Source organism: Hymenobacter metallicola, assembly GCF_004745645.1.
GTDB lineage: Bacteria > Bacteroidota > Bacteroidia > Cytophagales > Hymenobacteraceae > Hymenobacter > Hymenobacter metallicola.
Genome location: NZ_SRMB01000001.1, coordinates 315933 through 334036 on the forward strand (window position 1 = coordinate 315933; position 18104 = coordinate 334036).

At 62.5% G+C, this 18104-nt stretch carries 15 protein-coding genes; 10 read left to right on the forward strand and 5 right to left on the reverse strand.

What is annotated here, in order from left to right:
- Nucleotides 1-7: 7 nt before the first annotated feature.
- A complete protein-coding gene (locus tag E5K02_RS01325; RefSeq protein WP_135391507.1) occupies nt 8-838 on the forward strand; it encodes a GNAT family N-acetyltransferase in 831 nt (276 codons plus the stop codon).
- Between the two features lie 32 nt (nt 839-870).
- Here the strand turns inward: E5K02_RS01325 and E5K02_RS01330 are convergent, their stop codons facing one another.
- Nucleotides 871-1350 (reverse strand): DinB family protein, encoded by a 480-nt coding sequence (locus E5K02_RS01330; RefSeq protein ID WP_135391508.1) that lies wholly within the window; start codon nt 1348-1350, stop codon nt 871-873.
- A 233-nt stretch (nt 1351-1583) separates the two neighbouring features.
- Here E5K02_RS01330 and E5K02_RS01335 point away from each other — a divergent pair, with 233 nt between their 5' ends.
- The 3 genes from E5K02_RS01335 to E5K02_RS01345 all read left to right on the forward strand — a co-directional run bounded on the left by E5K02_RS01335 (nt 1584) and on the right by E5K02_RS01345 (nt 5011).
- A complete protein-coding gene (locus E5K02_RS01335) occupies nt 1584-2309 on the forward strand; it encodes a hypothetical protein (protein WP_135391509.1) in 726 nt (241 codons plus the stop codon).
- Between the two features lie 286 nt (nt 2310-2595).
- Complete coding sequence (locus E5K02_RS01340) at nt 2596-4098, forward strand: serine hydrolase domain-containing protein (RefSeq protein ID WP_135391510.1); 1503 nt, start codon at nt 2596-2598, stop codon at nt 4096-4098.
- A 244-nt stretch (nt 4099-4342) separates the two neighbouring features.
- The gene (locus E5K02_RS01345) at nt 4343-5011 is read left to right on the forward strand and encodes a response regulator transcription factor (protein ID WP_135391511.1); all 669 of its coding nucleotides are present in this window, start codon (nt 4343-4345) and stop codon (nt 5009-5011) included.
- A gap of 130 nt (nt 5012-5141) precedes the next feature.
- Here the strand turns inward: E5K02_RS01345 and E5K02_RS01350 are convergent, their stop codons facing one another.
- Together E5K02_RS01350 and E5K02_RS01355 are read right to left on the reverse strand one after the other, a co-directional pair.
- Nucleotides 5142-6125 carry an SDR family oxidoreductase gene (locus tag E5K02_RS01350; RefSeq protein ID WP_135391512.1) on the reverse strand — a complete coding sequence of 328 codons (984 nt, stop codon included), beginning with the start codon at nt 6123-6125 and terminating at the stop codon, nt 5142-5144.
- A 271-nt stretch (nt 6126-6396) separates the two neighbouring features.
- Entirely contained in the window at nt 6397-8946 is a 2550-nt protein-coding gene (locus E5K02_RS01355) for an alpha-amylase family glycosyl hydrolase (RefSeq protein ID WP_135391513.1), read from the reverse strand.
- 177 nt (nt 8947-9123) lie between these two features.
- Here E5K02_RS01355 and E5K02_RS01360 point away from each other — a divergent pair, with 177 nt between their 5' ends.
- Nucleotides 9124-10905: a DUF885 domain-containing protein gene (locus E5K02_RS01360; RefSeq protein WP_240737105.1), complete on the forward strand. Its 1782-nt coding sequence runs from the start codon at nt 9124-9126 to the stop codon at nt 10903-10905.
- A 357-nt stretch (nt 10906-11262) separates the two neighbouring features.
- Nucleotides 11263-12270: an SDR family oxidoreductase gene (locus E5K02_RS01365; protein WP_135391514.1), complete on the forward strand. Its 1008-nt coding sequence runs from the start codon at nt 11263-11265 to the stop codon at nt 12268-12270.
- A gap of 68 nt (nt 12271-12338) precedes the next feature.
- Here the strand turns inward: E5K02_RS01365 and E5K02_RS01370 are convergent, their stop codons facing one another.
- The gene (locus E5K02_RS01370) at nt 12339-12758 is read right to left on the reverse strand and encodes a DUF3592 domain-containing protein (protein ID WP_135391515.1); all 420 of its coding nucleotides are present in this window, start codon (nt 12756-12758) and stop codon (nt 12339-12341) included.
- A 222-nt stretch (nt 12759-12980) separates the two neighbouring features.
- Between E5K02_RS01370 and E5K02_RS25420 the strand changes: the two genes are divergently transcribed.
- Nucleotides 12981-13139 carry a chryseobasin-related MNIO class RiPP peptide gene (locus E5K02_RS25420; protein WP_167856237.1) on the forward strand — a complete coding sequence of 53 codons (159 nt, stop codon included), beginning with the start codon at nt 12981-12983 and terminating at the stop codon, nt 13137-13139.
- 3 nt (nt 13140-13142) lie between these two features.
- The gene (locus E5K02_RS01375; protein ID WP_240737107.1) at nt 13143-14303 is read left to right on the forward strand and encodes a multinuclear nonheme iron-dependent oxidase; all 1161 of its coding nucleotides are present in this window, start codon (nt 13143-13145) and stop codon (nt 14301-14303) included.
- 144 nt (nt 14304-14447) lie between these two features.
- Here E5K02_RS01375 and E5K02_RS01380 read toward each other — a convergent pair whose 3' ends face one another.
- Nucleotides 14448-15239, reverse strand: coding sequence for an alpha/beta fold hydrolase (locus E5K02_RS01380; protein ID WP_135391516.1), 792 nt, complete (start codon nt 15237-15239; stop codon nt 14448-14450).
- 303 nt (nt 15240-15542) lie between these two features.
- Here E5K02_RS01380 and map point away from each other — a divergent pair, with 303 nt between their 5' ends.
- The gene (map, locus tag E5K02_RS01385; protein ID WP_135391517.1) at nt 15543-16307 is read left to right on the forward strand and encodes a type I methionyl aminopeptidase; all 765 of its coding nucleotides are present in this window, start codon (nt 15543-15545) and stop codon (nt 16305-16307) included.
- Between the two features lie 185 nt (nt 16308-16492).
- Nucleotides 16493-18088 carry a sensor histidine kinase gene (locus E5K02_RS01390; protein ID WP_135391518.1) on the forward strand — a complete coding sequence of 532 codons (1596 nt, stop codon included), beginning with the start codon at nt 16493-16495 and terminating at the stop codon, nt 18086-18088.
- Nucleotides 18089-18104: the final 16 nt, after the last annotated feature.

The following is an 18104-nucleotide window of genomic DNA, read 5'->3' on the forward strand; positions in this document are numbered from 1 at the left end:
TACCCATATGCTATTTTCTGACCTTGCCCTGGCCCGGCGGCTGGAGCGTACCGAAGCCCAGGCCAACGCTAACTTCGTTGAGGCCCGGCAGCGCCTGTTTCCCGGCAGCGGCGCCAACTGGATAGCCGTGGCCGGCGCCTACGCCATGTTCGACGGGGTAGAGTCGCCCCTGACTCAGAGCTTTGGCCTGGGCTTGTTCGAGGCGGTAGGCGCCGCCGAGCTAACGCAGATAGAGCAGTTTTTCGCCGGGCACGGCGCCCCGGTTTACCACGAAGTAAGCCCTCTGGCTGATGCGGCGCTGCTGGCCCTGCTGCCCACCCGCGGCTACGTTCCCATCGAGTATACCAACGTGCTTTACCGCGCCCTGAGCCCAGAGGAGGCCGCGCCTTCGCTGCCCACCCCGCAGCTGCGCACCCGCCGCATCGGCCCCGACGAGGTACCGCTCTGGTCCCAGACCTCGGCCGCGGGCTGGGCCAGCGAGAGTCCCGGGCTGGAGGAATTCATGCGGGCCTATGGGCAGCTGAGCGCCAGCAGCGCAGGGGCCGCGCCGTTCTTGGCCGAGCTGCAGGGGCAGCCAATTGCTGCCGGGGGCCTGTTCATGCACGAGGGCGTAGCCTTGCTGATGGGCGCCAGCACCGTGCCCGCCGGTCGACGGCAGGGGGCTCAGTCGGCCTTGCTGGCTGCCCGCCTGCACTATGCGGCCCAGCAGGGCTGCACGCTGGCCATGATGGGCGCGCTGCCGGGCAGCCAGTCGCAGCGCAACGCCGAGAAAAATGGCTTCCGCGTGGCCTATACCCGCATGAAGTGGCAGCTGATGGCGGAAACCCAGCCAGCGTGAGCAGCCCGACGTATGACTGACAGCCCTGCCGCTTACTCCCAGGCTCCCAGCAGACGGCGCACCAGAATCAGCTGGCCCATGTGGTAGGAGTTGTGGTCGGCGATGAGCATGGCCTCGCGCAGCAATGATTGGCCGGTGCCGTGGGGAAAGGAAGCCAGCAAATCCAGGCTCGGATCCTGCAGCAGGGCAATAAAAGCTTCCCGGTCGCGGGTGAGGCTGGCCAGCGTAGCCTGCCAGGTAGCTTCGTCCACGGGGTCGGCGCTGGGCCAGTAACCCTCGGGCCACTCGGGTGACGCATAGTCCGGGTTGCGGCTGAACTCCAGAATGTCCCACTGGGCGATGCGCAGGTGCTCGGCCAGCTGCCAGATGGTGTAGGGCACCTGCGGCACGGGCTGATTCACGAGGGGCAGGGGAAGGTTGGCGCAGGCTTCTTCGAGAGAGGCGTGGGCGTAGCCTTTTCTGAGCAGGGCCGTCAGTTCGGCTACCAGTGTGTTTCGGGTCGTGTGGTCCATGAGAGGGAAAGAAAAGTGGTGGAAAGGAAATGGGTACTGCACCCGGTGGTGGTCGGCGAGTTTTCAAGAGCCAGGGCCGGTCAAGATAAGGGTCGCCGGGCAATTGGGGCCGGCCGGCGCTGCTCAGCTACTAGCTACGGGCTTGCTATTGGATGCAATACTAGTACCTTGCTACCCTATGCCAGAAATTGCCAGGCCTTTATTATAGTGTCCCATTCTTGCCCGCTTTACTTATGAGACCGTACTCTTTACTCCTGATTGCCGGCCTGCTGGCCACGGCCTGCCAGAAACAAGAAGCCGTAGCGCCAGCCGAAGCGCCGGATCCGGATTGGATAAAGCTCGAAATTTCAACCGTGTTTTCCGGCGACGAAGCCTACTCCATGGCGGGCGACCTGGATAAAACCCTGCTGGTATCAACCAATCAGAAAGTGTATTCGACTGCCGACCAGGGCAAAACCTGGCAGGAGTCGTACAACTTTTTCGGTCCCGTGCACCTGCTGCCCCGCCACGACACCGTGTTTGCCCTGCGAGCCTTACCCGCTCTGCTGGAGGGCGAGCCCCTGGCGGGCTACGCCGACATGTTTACGGTTGATTTGGGCAAAACCTGGACTTACACGAGTGTAGCGTATCCGAGAGGACAGTATCGCAACCTGACGCAGATTATCGGGCGCGTCGAAGCGGCGGGGATTACGTACCAGGTGCGGGAAAACTTCAAGCCCCAGCCCAACTCCACTTCCCGGCTGGTATTGGCTTCCGACCTGCTGCGCGTAGCGGGCAACGAATCGAAAGCCATGCGCCTGCCCGCCCGGCATTATCTTAACGGGGTGTACCTCGACTCGAACAACCGCCTGTATGTAGGAGCCTCCGGCCTGCGCTTTGATGAGGCTACCGGCGAGGTGATTACCCCAAAAGGCAAGCTGCCCGCCGTGATATACGTGTCGCGTAAGCCCTTGCCGTAGCGGCCAGATCTGTTTTAGAGCCCTTCACAGCGGCCCCGGTAGCTACCCGGGGCCGCTGTTTCTGTAGGGGCAAGTAGGTAAGTACACTACCGGGCCCGGCCCCGCACGCCGGCAAGGACCGGCGAAGGCGTAGAACAGGACTCGGCCGAAACAGGATAAGAAGCTCGTGGCTCACGCTGATTTAGCCTTCTTCCGGCTGCATAGCTGCGGTTAGTTGTGTAGCTTGCCGGTACCTATATGCAACTTGCTCTATCCTTCTTGTTCTACCCATCCTTTCTAGCTCATTATGCTTAAAGTACTCCTGCCTTGCCTGGCGCTGACGGCCGGGGCGCCGCTTTCGGGTTTGGCCCAGGCCCCAACGACGGGTTTCACTTCCTACGCCCAATTCAACGACACGCTGGTGGCCCGCTTCAACCGGGGCGACTTCCAGGCCATCGAGGCCTACGGCAGTCCGGCCCTGCAAAAGCTGGAACCCGCCGGCAGCATGACAGCTCTCCTGGGCCGCCTCCAGGCCAAAACCGGCCGTATCCTGGGTAGCAGCCCGGTGGCCGAGCGGCAGAACGTCCACGAGTTTGCCTGGCGGGGCGAAAAGCAGAACCTGCGGGTCCGCTGGGTATCGTCGGCCCCGGGCACGCTCGACGACTACTTCCTTTCCGACTTCATTGCCCAGCCCACGCCCCGGGCCACCCCGGTGCTGACCGACAACCGCCGCCGCACCCCGCTCGACCAGGCCGTCGACCGGGCCGCTACGCTCTACATGCAGAATCCTGATGCGGTAGGCATGTCCATTGGGGTGTTTTGGCAGGGGCAGCGCTACTTCTACAATTATGGGGAGGTAGAAAAAGGCAGTGGCCGCCTGCCCTCGGCAACCACTTATTATAACATGGGCTCGGTGGCCAAAACCTTCGTGACCACGCTGCTGGCCCAGGCCGTGCTGGATAAAAAAGTGCAGCTCACCGATGATATCCGCAAGTACTTGCCCGGGCAATATCCCAACCTGGAGTTTGAGGGGCAACCAGTGCGCCTGCTCGACCTGGCCACTCATACCTCGGGCATTCCCGGCCGGGCCCGGACCTATTCAAAGGAAACCCAGGCGAAATTCGACAAGGAGCACCAGGATATTAGAGTGAAAACGGCCTACTACAACCAGTTCACCGCCGACAGCCTGCTGCAGGCCATGCACGGCTTTCAGCTGGCCACCAAGCCCGGCACTACCTACCGCTACAACAACCTGGGCATCTTGGTGCTGCAGTTGGTCCTCGAGCGGGCGTACCAGCAGCCCTACGAGCAGCTGATTACTAGCTACGTCCAGTCGCGCTTCGGCATGAAAGACACCAAGCGGATCCTCTCGGACAAGGAGCAGACCCGCTTTGCTGTCGGCTACGAAGGCAGCCGGGCCCAGCATCATACCAATTACACCGGCTACTGGGGCGGCACCACCCTGAGCTCCACGCCCGCCGACCTGCTCACCTACGCGCAGGCCAACCTCTCGGAAAAGGAGCCCGCCGTGGAGCTGACCCATCAGCCGGCCTGGCAGGGCCGCATCGGGCTGGGCTGGATGCTGGATACGGACCCCGCCGGGCAGCGGCGCATCTTCCATAATGGTCACTTCCCCGGCTTTAATACCCGCCTCGTGCTCTATCCCGAGCAGAATACGAGCTTCGTCATTCTGGTCAATGATAACATCAGCCAGGACCGGGTGACGGAAATGGAAGAATTCCTGAAACGGGAGTTGCCACCGGTAGCCGCTTCCAAGGGCAAGGACGCCAAGGCAGTGGGTCGCCGGTAAGTCGCTGCTATAGTCCTAAAGAAAAAGCTCTGGTTCTTGCCGGGGCTTTTTTGTGCATGGGTAGCCTCCCAGACGGCGCTGTGCCCAGCGGCGCTAGGGAGAGGACAGACGGGTTGGCAGAGCCTGGGAAAATTTGTACTCAGGTAATACAGATGGCCAGAAACAATGGTAAGTTGCGGAACTTCCGCACGCACTTCTTTGCCCAGTCCATGGAACTTTTTTACTACCTGACTTCCTGCCCTGCATGACCGACGAAGAGCGTATTACTGCCAAAATCGCCGAAATTGCTACCACAGCTGATGAGTACCCGGCCGTGGTGATTATCCACCACGTCCCGACCCGCACCGTGCGCTACCTTTCGCGCTGGGGCCTCGATTTACTGGGCGCTACCTTGGAGGAATTGATGGCCCTGGGGCCCGACTTTTCGCCCACGTATTTCAACCCCGTGGAGTCGGATGAGTACATGGCCCGGGTGTTCCAGCTCATGTACGAAAGTGGGGTACCCGACGTGCACACGTTCTACCAGCAGGTGCGCACCACCGAGCGGGAGGGCTGGAGCTGGTACCTGACCTCCATGCGCCGCCTGCTGACCGACGAGCAGGGCGGCCCGTTGCTGGTAATGGGCATGGCCATTCCGCTGCACCCCGAAAACCACTTCGCCGCCAAGGTGCAGCGCCTGATCGACGAAAACCAGTTTTTGCGCCGCCACCGGACGGCTTTTTCCAGCCTCACAGCCCGGGAGCGGGATGTGCTGCGCCTGCTGGCCCTGGGTCACTCGGCGCCCGAAATAGCAAGCCTGCTGCATATTTCGGAACTGACTGCCGCCACCCACCGCCGCAACGTGCGTCAGAAGCTGGGCGCCACCACCGCCTTCGACCTAATGGAGTACGCCCGCGCCTTCGACCTGATTTAGCGGCGAGGCAGTGGAGCTACCTCCCGGTTATCGAAAGTATTTCACTAATAAAGCCCGGCAGCCTGCTGGGCTTTTTTACTGGTATGCTGGGGGCGAAAGTCCGCTAGGAATTATGCAGGGGCCTTGCTGCTTAGTGGGCTTTGCGGGGCCAGGCCAGCAGCCCCACGGCCAGGCCAGCTACCAAGGCGGCCCCCAGCCACTGCCCGTTGCGCGGCGTAGCGGGCTGCCGCCACCCCCCGGAAATATCGGCTCCGTGCGGGGCAGGGTTGGGTTCAAACAGGCTGTTTTCGCCCACGGGCGCGGGTTTGGCTTGCTGGAAATAGGTGTCGAAGAGGCGGCGGCCGGCGTGGTCGATGAGGCCGGGAGCCAGGGCATAGGTCCAGCGCAGCAGATAGGCCGGCCAGCCCACCATGGTGGTGCGGCGTGGCCGCTTAGCCACCGCCACAATGGTATCGGCCACTTTCTGCGCTGGAAATACCGGTGGAGCGGGCTTGATAACGCGGCCCACATAGTTGGCTCCGTGCTGGAAGCCGGGCGTGTCGATATAGGAAGGGTGCACGTCGCAGACGTGGATGCGGGGCTCGTTGCTGAGTTCGGTGCGCAGCGTGTCCATCAGGCCCCGCAGGCCATACTTGCTGGCGCTGTAGGAAGCCGTGTAGGCCTCGGGCACCCAGGCACCCAGCGAAATAACGTTGATGAGCGTGCCGTAGCCCTGGCGGCGAAAGTGGGGCAGGGCGCAGTGGGCCCCGTAGAGGTAGCCCAGCAGGTTGAGCTGAATAACCCGTTCGTGGGCATCTAGGGGCACTTCCTCAAACCGCCCAACGGCCCCGCTACCGGCATTATTAACCCAGATGTCAATGTGGCCCGCAAACGCCAGGGCGGCTTTGGTCAGGTCCTGCACGGCGGCAGCATCGGTGACGTCGGTAGGCACGGCCAGGGCGCGGGCCCCCAGCTCCTCACACTCATCCACTACTTCGGCCAGGACGTGGGCCCGGCGGGCGGCCAGCACCAGCGTGGCACCGTGCTCGGCAAAGGTGAGGGCCGTGGCGCGGCCAATGCCACTGGTGGCGCCGGTAATAACCACCACGGCGTGGCGAAGAGACAGGGGTTTCATAGCAGGGCGTAGCGGATAAGGTAGGCTTGGTTTAACGCGCCGTAGCCACTGGGGTTCAGCAGGAGGTGAAATGGGCGGCCAGCTGCGGTAGTGTTCGTAGCCATTCTGCGCGCCGCCACCCGCTATTTTGCACCGAAGCAGGTCTAAAAGCAAAAAAAGCCCTGTACCACCAACGTGGTACAGGGCTTTTTTTGCGGCCTTGGAACAAGAGTCAAATTTCTTTTCGGCGCTACTCCTGGTTGGCCGCTAGCCGCTTACGGATGCTCACTGACTAGTGAGTCACTTGCAGACGCTGCACTGACACGGCGCTGCCGGCCTGAATGCGCAAAAAGTAGACGCCCTGAGTCCAGGTGCTCGTATTCAGGGTGAGGCTCTTGCCGGCAAAAGATACGGTGTGCACCAGGCGCCCCTGCAGGTCGTAGACCTGCACCCGGGCGCTGGCCGCGGGCTGGCTTAACTCCAGCCGAACCTGCGCCTGGGCCGGGTTGGGGTAGAGCTGGGGCACAAAATTCGCCGAAGCGCCGGCCGTTGGGGTTGGCTGGGCGGGGACCAGTTGCAGCACCCAGGTCTGGTTGGCCCCCAGGGCGCTCAGGCTCGGCGTCCAGGTGCTGAAGCCGCCCTGGGCATTCAGCGTGACCGTGCCCGCGGCCTGCCCCGAGAGCAGCTCCGTAACGCGGTACGTACCGGCCGGCAGCGTCGAGATATTGACCGACAAGGCGGGGTTACTGACCGGGCTGTTACCCATATTGGCCACCGTTACCACAGCCTCCTGGTTGAACACGCGCGCGTAGCCGAGCAAAGGCGTGGCCGAAGCCGTAACGGGCAGCACGTAGCCCTTGCGCAGGGCTTCGTGGGTGTTGCGCAGGCGAATCAGCTGCTTGTAGTGGTTGAATAGGGAAGTGGGGTCAGCCTGCTGGGTGGCTACGTTAAACTGGGCGTAGTTGCTGTTCAGGGCCCGCCAGGGCGTGCCGGTGGTAAAGCCCGCGTTGGGGCCCGCCGTCCACTGCATCGGCTTGCGCTTTTCCTCGTCGGCGCCGGCGCCGAGCATACCTACTTCCTCTCCGTAATACAGGAAGGGCACGCCGGGCATGGTCAGGTACAGGGCCGCGGCCTGCTTCATGCGGGCTTGGTCGCCGCCCAAGGTATTGAAGATGCGGTTCTGGTCGTGGTTGCTCAGGAACGTGCCGTACTGCAGGCGGGGGTAGCTGGCGTCCACGGTGGCCAGCTGGTTGCGCAGGGCGCTGGGGTTGCCGGCTTGCAGGCTGCTCACAATGGCGGCCGACAAGTCAAACTCGAAGCAGGCGTCGAGGCGCTGGTTTACCACGTAGGGCACGACCTGCGGGGTACTCGACCACGCCTCGCCGATGGTAAACGCGTTGGGGTTCACGGCGCGTACCGAGTCGTGGAATTCTTCCAGCACGCTGAAGGTGCCGGGCGTATTTTCGTTCACGGTGCCGTCTTCCACCAGGAATTTCACCGCGTCGAGGCGGTAGCCATCCACGCCCTTGCGCAGCCAGAAGCGCGTGGCATCCCACATGGCGGCCTTCAGCTGAGGGTTGCGCCAGTTTAGGTCGGGCATGCCGCTGTAGAAGTAGCCGTAGTAGTAGCTGCCGTTGCGCAGGTACCAGCCCAGGCCCGGGTTGGTGGTCGACCAGCGGTACCAGTCGCGGTAGGAGTTGGTCGGTGAGCTGGCCGCCTGCTGGAACCAGGGGTGCTGGTCGGAGGTGTGGTTGAGCACCAGGTCGATGATAACCTTGATGCCGCGGGCGTGGGCCGCGGCCAAAAACGCCTCAAACTCGGCCATCGTGCCGTAGTCGGCTTCGGTGGCTTTGTAGTTGGTCACGTCGTAGCCGTGGTAGCTCGGCGACTCCATCATGGGCATCAGCCACAGGGCCGTTACGCCCAGGTCGGTCGTGGTGCTGGGGTTGCCGTCGTTGAGGTAGTCGAGCTTTTGAGTCAGGCCCACGAAGTCGCCTTTGCCGTCGCCGTTCGAGTCGTAGAAGCTGCGCACGAAGATTTCGTAGAACACCGCGTCGTTCCACCAGTGCGTGTCGTAGCCGGTAAGCGTGGGGCTGCAGGTCTGGCAGGTGCTAAAGCAAACCGCTGGGGCCGTGTTGGAAGCAGCCGTCGCTTCGTAGACGCGGGCCCGGGCCCCGGTTCCGGTCCCGTCGTCGAGGCCGCAGGCGGCGGGCACCGTCTCGGTGTCGGCGGCCGTGGTGCCGTTCACGAAGCGGTAGAGGAAGCGGCCGGGAGCGGGCAGGGCCACCTGGGCCTCGTAGATTTCGTCGCCGTTGGTGTCGGTCAGGGCAATGGAAGTAGGGTCCCAGTTGCCGGCGTAGCCCGCCAGAGTCTGAAAATTACCCATCACGTGCACCCCGGCCCGCGGCACCGTTTGCCCGCGCATGTTCACCTGGAACGTAACCAGGGTGGGGCAGCCGCCGAAGGCTACGGCCGGCAGGCGCAGGGCTGTGCTGCCCAACGTCACCTGACGGTTCACGTTGCCGCCGCCATCGGCCACGCCGCAGCTGGCGGGGGGCAGTTCGGCTCCGCCCCAGGCATTGCCGTTCACAAACTTGTAGAGGTAGATGCCCGCGGGCACGTTCACCGTCACCTCATATATCCGGTCATTGTCCGCGTCGGTGAGCTGGGTAGTCGCCGGGTTCCAGTCGGCGCCGAAGCCGGCGGCGGCCTGAAAGTTGCCGGCCACGTGTACGCCGCTGGCCGCCACGGTTTGCTGGCGCATGTCGACGCGGAAAGTGAGTTGCACGGCCCGGGCGCCCAGGCTAGTGAGCAGCAGGGCAAGCAGTAAAATGTGTTTCATTAAGCAGGTGTGAGAAGCAGAAAAAACAACGCAAGAAAAAACAGTCAACTATCCCACTAAAGATAGGGCGAAATCAGCAAATCGGCGGGAAATAAAGTTAGTTTGCCCGGGACATTGGCTCCATCAAAAGCGCAAACGGCGTTACATTTAGGCTCCACCAACCTGATTTTTCTAGCCGTGAAGCACTTGATTCTGTCGGCGGCCCTGGCGGCCAGCCTGCTGGGTACCCTGATGAGCACCACCACTGCGCCCCCGGCGGCCGACTCGCCGGCCCTGGCCACTCTGTTCGACAAGTACTGGGACGAGCGGGCCAGGCTTTATCCGCTGGAGGCTACGTCCCAGGGCGACAACCGCTACAACGACCAGCTGCCCAACGACGGCACCCTGGCCTACCGCCAGGCCCAGCAGCAGTTTTTCCGGCAGTACCTCGACCAGCTCAAGAAGTTTGACCGCGCCAAGCTTTCTGAAAATGACCGGGTGAGCTACGACATCTTTCTCTACGAGATGCAGATGCGCCTGGAAGGCCTCAAGCTCAATTCCTGGATGATGCCCTTCACCCAGTTTAGCGGCCTGCCGATTTCCCTGGCCCAGTACGGCGCCGGCTCGGGCAACCAGCCCTTTAAAACCACCCAGGACTACGACAACTGGCTGGGCCGGGTGCGGGCCTACCCCGTGTGGGCCGATACGGCCATCAGCAACTTTCGCCGCGGCATGAAAGCTGGCGTCGTGATGCCCCGCCCGCTGGTGGAAAAGATGCTGCCCCAGCTCCAGGCCATGGTCACGCCCGACCCAACCAAGAGCATTTTCTACGGCCCCGTAGCCAAGTTTCCGGCCGGGGTGCCCGCCGCCGACCAGCAACGCCTGACTGCGGCCTACCAGCAGGCCATCAAGGAGCAGGTGGTGCCCACCTACCAGAAACTGCACGACTTTCTGAAAAACGAGTACCTGCCCAAGGCCCGTACCACGACCGGCATTTCGGCCGTGCCCGGCGGCCCCGATATGTACCGCTACGCCGTCAAGTTCTGGACTACCACGGATAAAAAGCCCGAGGAAATCTACCAGACTGGTCTGGCCGAGGTGAAGCGCATCCGGCAGGAGATGGAGAAAATCAAGGCGGAAGTGGGCTTCAAAGGCGACCTGAACGCCTTCTTTGCCTACCTTAATACCGACCCCAAGTTCATGCCCTTCAAAACGGCCGACGAGGTGCTGAACAACTACCGGAGCATTCAGGCCAAAATTGACCCCAATCTGAAGAAGATGTTTGGCCGGGTGCCCAAAACCGGCTTCGAGGTGCGGCAGACGGAAGCCTTCCGCGCGGCCTCGGCCTCGGCCCAGTACAACCGCGGCCTGGCCGACGGCTCCCGGCCCGGCATTTTCTACGTGCCCATCCTCGACCCTGCCAAGTACAACGTGACCCGGGGCATGGAGTCGTTGTTTTTGCACGAGGCTATTCCGGGCCACCACTACCAGATTGCCCTGCAGCAGGAAAACGAGCAACTGCCCAAATTTCGCCGCTTCGGCTTTTACAGCGCCTTTAGCGAAGGGTGGGCGCTCTACACCGAGAGCCTGGGCAAAGAGCTGGGCCTCTACACCGACCCGTACCAGCGCATGGGGGCCCTGAACGGGGAGATGCACCGGGCCATTCGCCTCGTGGTCGACGTGGGCATGCATACCAAGAATATGACCCGCGAGCAGGCCATTCAGTACATGATGGCCAACCGTTCCATCGACGAGCAGGCGGCTACAGCCGAAATTGAGCGGTATATGGCCTGGCCGGGGCAGGCGTTGGCTTACAAGACCGGGCAGATGAAAATTATCGGCCTGCGCAGCAAGTATCAGCAGCAGCTAGGCGCGAAGTTCAAGCTCAGCGCCTTCCACGACGAGTTGCTGGAAAATGCCGCCATGCCCCTCGACCTGGCCGAGAAGACCATGGACGCCTGGGCCGCCACGCAGAAGTAAAGAATGAGCCAAGCCGGATAGCTCGTTGAGCAAAGCCCTGTGCCGAACGGTACAGGGCTTTTTTTATGCGGCATACTTTCGGTGAAGCTGCCAGGAGCCGAACGGGCTTGCAGTGTCGACGAGACAAAAACTAAATGTTCTGGGTTTAGAAACAAGGATGCCTCTGCCACCGCGTTGCCTACCCGCAAGGGCGGGCTTGGGCCACCTGCGGAAAGCCCACCACGAACTGGCCACAGACGCGCTTTGCCGAGCGCCAGAGACGCTAGGACGAATAGCAGGGCTTATAGGCAGTATTTGGGTAACTGCGAAGGTACTTCTGCCCGTAAACAGGTACACCAAACCAAAACTCCTATAGCTATGAAAGAAGATACCATGCTCAGCCGCCGCAAAGTAATTAGTGGGCTAGGCGCCAGTTTGGCGGTGGCCGCCGTGAGCCCCGTGCTGGGCGCTGATGATGCTAGCAATGCCGCCGAAACGGCCGCCGAACCTCTGAAAGACCCCACTACTGCCTACCCCAAGCCGCCGTTTAAGAGTCAGTCGCAGCCCTGGCCGGGCCTGGCTTCGCAAATGGACCCCAAGCCCGACCACGGCGAGAAAAGCTACAAAGGCTCGGGCCGCCTCAAGGGCCGCAAAGCCCTGATTACCGGCGGCGACTCGGGCATGGGCCGGGCCGCGGCCATAGCCTACGCCCGCGAAGGCGCCGACGTGGCCATCAACTACCTGCCCGCTGAAGAGGCCGATGCCAAGGAGGTTATTGCCCTAATCAAGGCCGAAGGCCGCAAGGCCGTAGCCATTCCCGGCGACCTGCGCGACGAGGCTTTCTGCAAACGCATGGTCGATGAGGCCGTGCGGCAGCTCGGCGGCCTGGATATTCTGGTCAACAACGCCGCCCGGCAACAGCAGCGCCAGTCGATTCTGGACCTGACGACGGAGGACTTCGACGCGACGATGAAAACCAATATCTACGCCCCGTTCTGGACCATTAAAGCGGCCTTGCCTCACCTGAAGCCGGGCTCGGCCATTATCGGCACGACCTCTGAGCAGGCGACCGACCCGTCGGAAAACCTCTACGACTACGCCCAAACCAAAGCCGCCACGACCAACTACGTTCGTTCCCTAGCCAAACAGCTCGCCCCGAAAGGCATTCGGGTCAACGGCGTGGCGCCGGGCCCCATCTGGACGCCCCTGCAGGTGAGCGGCGGGGCCACGCAGGAGAAGCTGGTGAAGTTCGGCGGCGACACGCCCATGAAGCGCCCCGGCCAGCCGGCCGAGCTGGCCTCCATCTACGTGCAGCTCGCCGACCCCATGGCGAGCTACGCCACCGGCCAGGTGTACGGTGCCAGCGGCGGTGCCGGCATGCCGTAGGCAACCTGCCTTTCGTAGGAAAAGCGCCCTGGTGGAAGCCGAGGCGCTTTTTTTATGGAGTCCGGGGCCTAATCGGTAACTAAGGAAAGAGCGAAAAGCAGCCCACTCAGAAACAAAAATCCACCGGCCAGCAGCGGAACAATTTCTTTGTGTGGGGCCACGTCGTCGGCCAGGGCTACGCGCTGGGGGCGGCGCGGGTCGTAATACAGGCGCAGGTAGGCCCCCACGAAGCAATCAGCGTCGACGAGCAGGGTAGTAGTCAGGGGGGCAGTGGCTTCCGGGTGGTAGCTGATCTGGGCGCGGTAGGCGGTGCCGCGCTGCCCTCGAGTAGCGCTGATGCTGGTAACGCGGCCGGTAGTTTGGCGGCCCTGGGCCAGAAAATACTGATTCTGCCGACGTAACAGCAGGCCCGCAACCAGGATCCAGGTGCCGGGCAGGAGCGCCAGCACAGCTTTCAGATACGGTAGCAGGAACGTGAAAAAAGACATCTGAGACAAACGGAGGCGGCAAATTAAGCGAAACTGGAAATACGACCCGGGGAAGATAAGCCGGCTTGCATTTTACCCGTTCACTAAAAAAAGCAGCCGGCTTGAAGCGGCGCATGCAACCGTCCCTTCGGTATTGGACTCCTCCCCTGGGATGCCTGCCCGGTGGCGTGGCTTCCGAATGCCTCAAAACCTACTCTATCATTCTGAAACTACCCTTACGCCATGAAACTATCCCAAGCCTTACTCGGCGCTATTTTGGTGGGAATGGTCGCCCAAACCACCACGAGCTGCAAAAAAGACGCCCCCGGCCCCAAGAAGGAGGAGGGGACCGTCAAAGGCAAAAAAGTGCCCGATAACTGCCCAGCCTGCGGCATGGGCTAGGTCGTGGCTGAGCAACTACAACCGGTAGGGGCCAGCGCCGGCACTCCTGATATTCTGTCGGCCATAGCTTGCAACCTGGACGCCGATATCCTGTCGGCGTCCTTTCCGTTGTTGGAAGTCGGGCGGGTGGAGGCCCTGGAATGGTCGTTCGATACGCTTTTCTGGGCCGAACAAGTGCCCGAATGGTTTACCGAGCTGCTGCTCACCTACAGCCAGCAGCAGCGGCTGGTAGGCCATGGGGTATATTTCTCCCTGCTTTCGGGCCGGTGGACGGCCGAACAGCAACAGTGGTTGCAGCAGTTGCAAGAGCTGACCAAGCGCTTTGCCTTCGACCACATCACCGAGCATTTTGGCTTTTTCACGGGCCAGAACTTTCACTCCGGGGCCCCACTTCCCATTCCCTACACCCGCTCGGCCCTGCACCTGGGCCAAGACCGGCTGCAGCGTATCCAACAGGCCTGCGGGTGCCCGGTGGGACTGGAGAATCTGGCCTTTGCCTACTCCCTGGACGAAGTGCAACGGCACGGCGAGTTTCTTGATGAACTGGTGGAGCCGGTAAATGGTTTCCTGATTCTGGATGTGCACAACCTGTTCTGCCAGCTCCACAACTTTGCCGTTCCGTACGAGGAGCTCATCAGGCGCTATCCCCTGGACCGGGTGCGGGAAATTCACATTTCGGGTGGCAGCTGGGACGATTCGGGCCCGACGCCCGGCCGGCCGGTGCGGCGCGACACCCACGATGGGGCCGTGCCGGAAGAGGTGTTTCAACTGCTGGAACAGACCATGCCCCGCTGCCCCAACCTGCGCTACGTGGTGCTGGAGCAACTCGGCAACGCCCTCAAAACCGACGCTCAGCACACCCAGTTTCGCGCCGACTTCTGCCGCATGGAGGCCCTGGTAACTCGGCACCGCTCCCGGGCCGCTGGTCGGGCGGGGCAGCTGTTTCTGCCGCTGCAGCCCGGCGCTGCCGGACCGGTGGCCGAGGACGAGTCGCTGTATGCCCAGCAGCAGCAGCTTTCCCGCATTTTGGAAACGGCTCCTACCTTCGAGGAAGCCCGGCGGCAACTTCAGGCCTCACCGCTGGCGCACTCCGCCTGGAAAATTGAGGAGTGGGAGCCTCACATGCTGGAAACGGCCCGGCGCATCGCTCAGAAATGGCAGTAACCCGCCCTCGCCCGCCGATGGCACCAGCTGCCGGTGCGATAGGGACTGCCGGGCACAAAAGCTACTCGTTGAAGTGCCGGCGCACCGCGGCCAAGTATCGGCTAAGCGGGTCGCGCTGCCACAAAGAGGCACGGAGCGGCTGTTCTAAATGGCCCGCAGGAAGCCCAGCACAATTGCCGCAAAGCGTTCCGGCTGGTCGAGCTGGAGCGTGTGCCCGGCTGCCTGGATTTGTTCAACTCGTAAAGCAGGATTGAGCCGCTGTAAGTCTTTCGCAACCGCCGCTGAGACAACCCCTTTGTCACCGAATACAAGCAGGGTTGGGACGTCTGTCTGCCGCATCAGCTGCTGGTAGTCCGGGTTGGGAGGCATGAGCACCTCGAAGGCTCGCAGGCTGGTTTGCCGGCGGGCCCGGGCAAAGAGCGCCAACGTTTCCGCCGACCGGTGCGGGTGCCGGGCTCGGGCGCTGGCCACTACCTCCTCCAAGGGTAAAGCCAGCATCTGCCGGTGCTGCTCGGCCACGTCGCTGTTCCATACTTCGCGTTGCACTTGCGGGCTGAGAAACGTGGGGTCCGCCAAGACTAGGCCCCGAAGTAAGGTAGGGGCCTGGTTGGCTACCACGGCAGCGGTCATTCCTCCCATGGAGTGGCCGAGCAGAACGGGCGTTGGAAGCCGGAGAGCCTGAATCAGACCGATAAGGTCGGCGGCGTGGTCTTCGTAGCGGTAGCCTGCAGTGGGCACGCTCGATTGCCCATGCCCCCGGGCATCGGGCATAATGACGTCGTACTCGGCCTCCAGAGTCCGGACCAACTCCGTCCAGCACAGGCCGTTCGTCATTAAGCCGTGGAGCAGAACAATCGGCGGTTTGTCGCCCCCGGTGCGGGTGTAGTGGATCCGGATACCGTTCCTGTCGCAGATGGCGGCGGGCCAAGTGGTCATGGGGTGTATTGAGAAGCTCGAGGAGGCTGTAATATGCTAAGGCAGCGGTTTGGAAAAGGGTATGGGGCAATGATGACAAAAAAAATAGACAGTTTGCGCCTACTTACCTTTGCTTTCCAGCCTGTGCTCCTCCTGGCCAAGCAGCTAACCGGTCTGCTCCGGCCGGGAGCAAGGGTGAAAACAGGTGAATACCGTAGCTGGCTAGCTTGAGGCCCGCCACTGGCTTTCGTAAAACCGGCACTGCTTTCTGCTTGTTAGCTGGCCAACGCTCTACTCCGCTAGCGCGCTCAAAAACTCTGCCTTATGTCCATTACCTCGCAAGAAGAATTAGCCGGCCTGCAGCGCATCAGCCAGGCCGTTGGTATTACCCTAAAGCAAATGCGCGAGTACGCCCGGCCGGGCATAACGACCAAGGAGCTGGACGACTATGGCGGCAGCATTCTGGCAGAATTAGGTGCCAAATCGGCCCCGCGGCTGACCTATGGCTTTCCGGGCTGGACCTGCATCAGCGTCAACAACGAGGTGGCGCACGGCATTCCGTCGGCGCGGAAGGTGCTGCAGGAGGGCGACCTGGTGAACGTGGATGTATCGGCCGAGCTGGGCGGCTTCTGGGCCGATAACGGCGGCTCTTTCGTCCTGGGCCAGGATCTGCACAACCACCAGCCCCTCGTAGATGCCTCCCGGCAGATTCTGCGCACGGCCCTGAGCCGTATCCGCGGGGGCGTGCGCATAGCCGACATCGGCGGACTAATTGAAAGTGAAGCGCGCAAGGCGGGGTTTCGGGTGATTAAGAACCTGGTGGGGCACGGCGTGGGGCGCAGCTTGCACGAGGAGCCCTCAGAAATTCCCTGCTACTACGACCGGCACAACCTGAAGCGCTTCAAGAAGAACTCGGTAGTCGCCGTCGAAACCTTTATTTCCACCCGCGCCTCCATTGCCCACCAGCTCAATGACGGCTGGACGCTGGCTACCAAAGACGGCAGCTTCGTAGCCCAGCACGAGCATACCATCGTCATCACCGACGGCCCGCCCCTGATCCTGACCGAGGCCAACCAGATTTGGGAGTAAGTCGCTCTGGCCGCTGAAAGAGGGCTGTCAAGCGGGATAAAGCTCCGAAAAAAGCGCCCCGGCTTCGGCCAGGGCGCTTTTTTTAAATTGAACCGGTGGCCATACTATTTAAGCGGCGGACCCAACCCGGCTTCTTTCCTCTGGGCTGCGTTAAACTCTCTTTTCCGCGCTTGATTCCCGTCGTCATGAATTCTACTGAGGCTCTTGCCCGGCAGCTGCAGGCCCTCGAAACGGTCCCCGATTCCTACATAGTTGTATCGCCCGAGCTGATTATTCTCACGGCCAGCAACGCCTACCTGGCCGATACCCTGACTCAGCGCGAGCAGCTGGTGGGCCGCTACCTGTTCGACGTCTTTCCCGATAACCCCGCCGCGCCCGAAGCCAATGCCGTGCGCAACTGGCGCGCCTCCCTGGAGCGGGTTATTGCCACGGGCCAGCCCCACCAGATGGACCAGCAGCACTACGACGTGCCCGACCCCGAGCGGCCGGGCCACTTCGTGGAACGCCACTGGCAGCCGCTCAACACGCCCGTCTTCGATTCGCAAGGCCGCCTGCACTACATCATTCACAGCAGCGTCAATATCACCGAGGAGGTGCAGGCCCGCCGGGCTCTGGAAGTAAGCCAGCACCGGGAGCACGACGCCCTGGTCGAGGCCGAGCGGGAGCGGCTGCGGCTCAGCCACCTGGTTATGCAGGCCCCGGCCGCCCTCTGCATCCACGCGGGCCCGGCGCTGACCTATGAGCTCGTCAACCCGGGTTACGAACGGCTGTTTCCGGGCCGGCAGCTGCTAGGCCGGCCCATCCTGGAAGCCCTGCCCGAGCTGCGCGATACGGGGGTGTGGGAGCAGCTGCGGGAAGTGTACCGCACCGGCCACACGCGCCAGTCGCACGAGGTGCTGGTGCCGCTCCACAGCACGCCCGATGGCCAGCGGGAAGACCGGTATTTCAACTATACGTTTCAGGCCCGCCGCAACGAGCACGAGCAGGTCGATGGCGTGTACGTGTTTGCCTTTGAGGTAACCGAGCAGGTGCGGGCCCGCCAGCAGGTGCAGGCCCTGAACCAGGAGCTCGACCAGGCCAACCGCCAGCTCACCCGCGTCAATGCCGACCTCGACAGCTTTGTCTACATGGCCGCCCATGACCTGAAAGGGCCCATCAACAACCTGGAAGGACTGGTGCAGGCCCTGAGCGAGGAGCTGCCCGCCCCGCCCGACGCCCCGGCCCGCCCTTTGCTGCACATGATGCAGGACGCGGTGGGGCGCTTTCAACGGACCCTAGCTCAGCTCAGCGACGTGCTACAGCTGCACCAGGCCCACGACCCGGCGGCCCCGCCCGTGGAGCTGGGCGCGGTGGTCGACGACCTGCGCCAGGACCTGTTGCCGGCCCTGCAGCAAACCGGCGGGCAGCTGGAAGTAGACGCAGTAGCCTGCCCCGTGGTAGCCATGCCGGCCAAGAGTCTGCGCTCGGTGCTCTACAACCTGCTCAGCAATGCCCTCAAGTACCGCCACCCCGACCGGCCGCCCCTGGTGCGCCTGAACTGCCGCACCGAGGACGGGTTTTGGCATCTTACCGTGCAAGACAACGGTCTGGGCCTCGATGCCACCCAGCAGGCGTCGCTATTTGCCTTGTTCCGCCGCTTTCACGACCACGTGGAAGGCACCGGCCTGGGGCTGTACACGGTCAAGAAAATCGTGGAAAACCTAGGGGGCCGGGTGCAGGTGCAAAGCGAGCTGGGCGTGGGGTCTACCTTTTCGGTGTACATCCCCAACGCGGCCACCTAGCGGGCGGAGCCTGCCG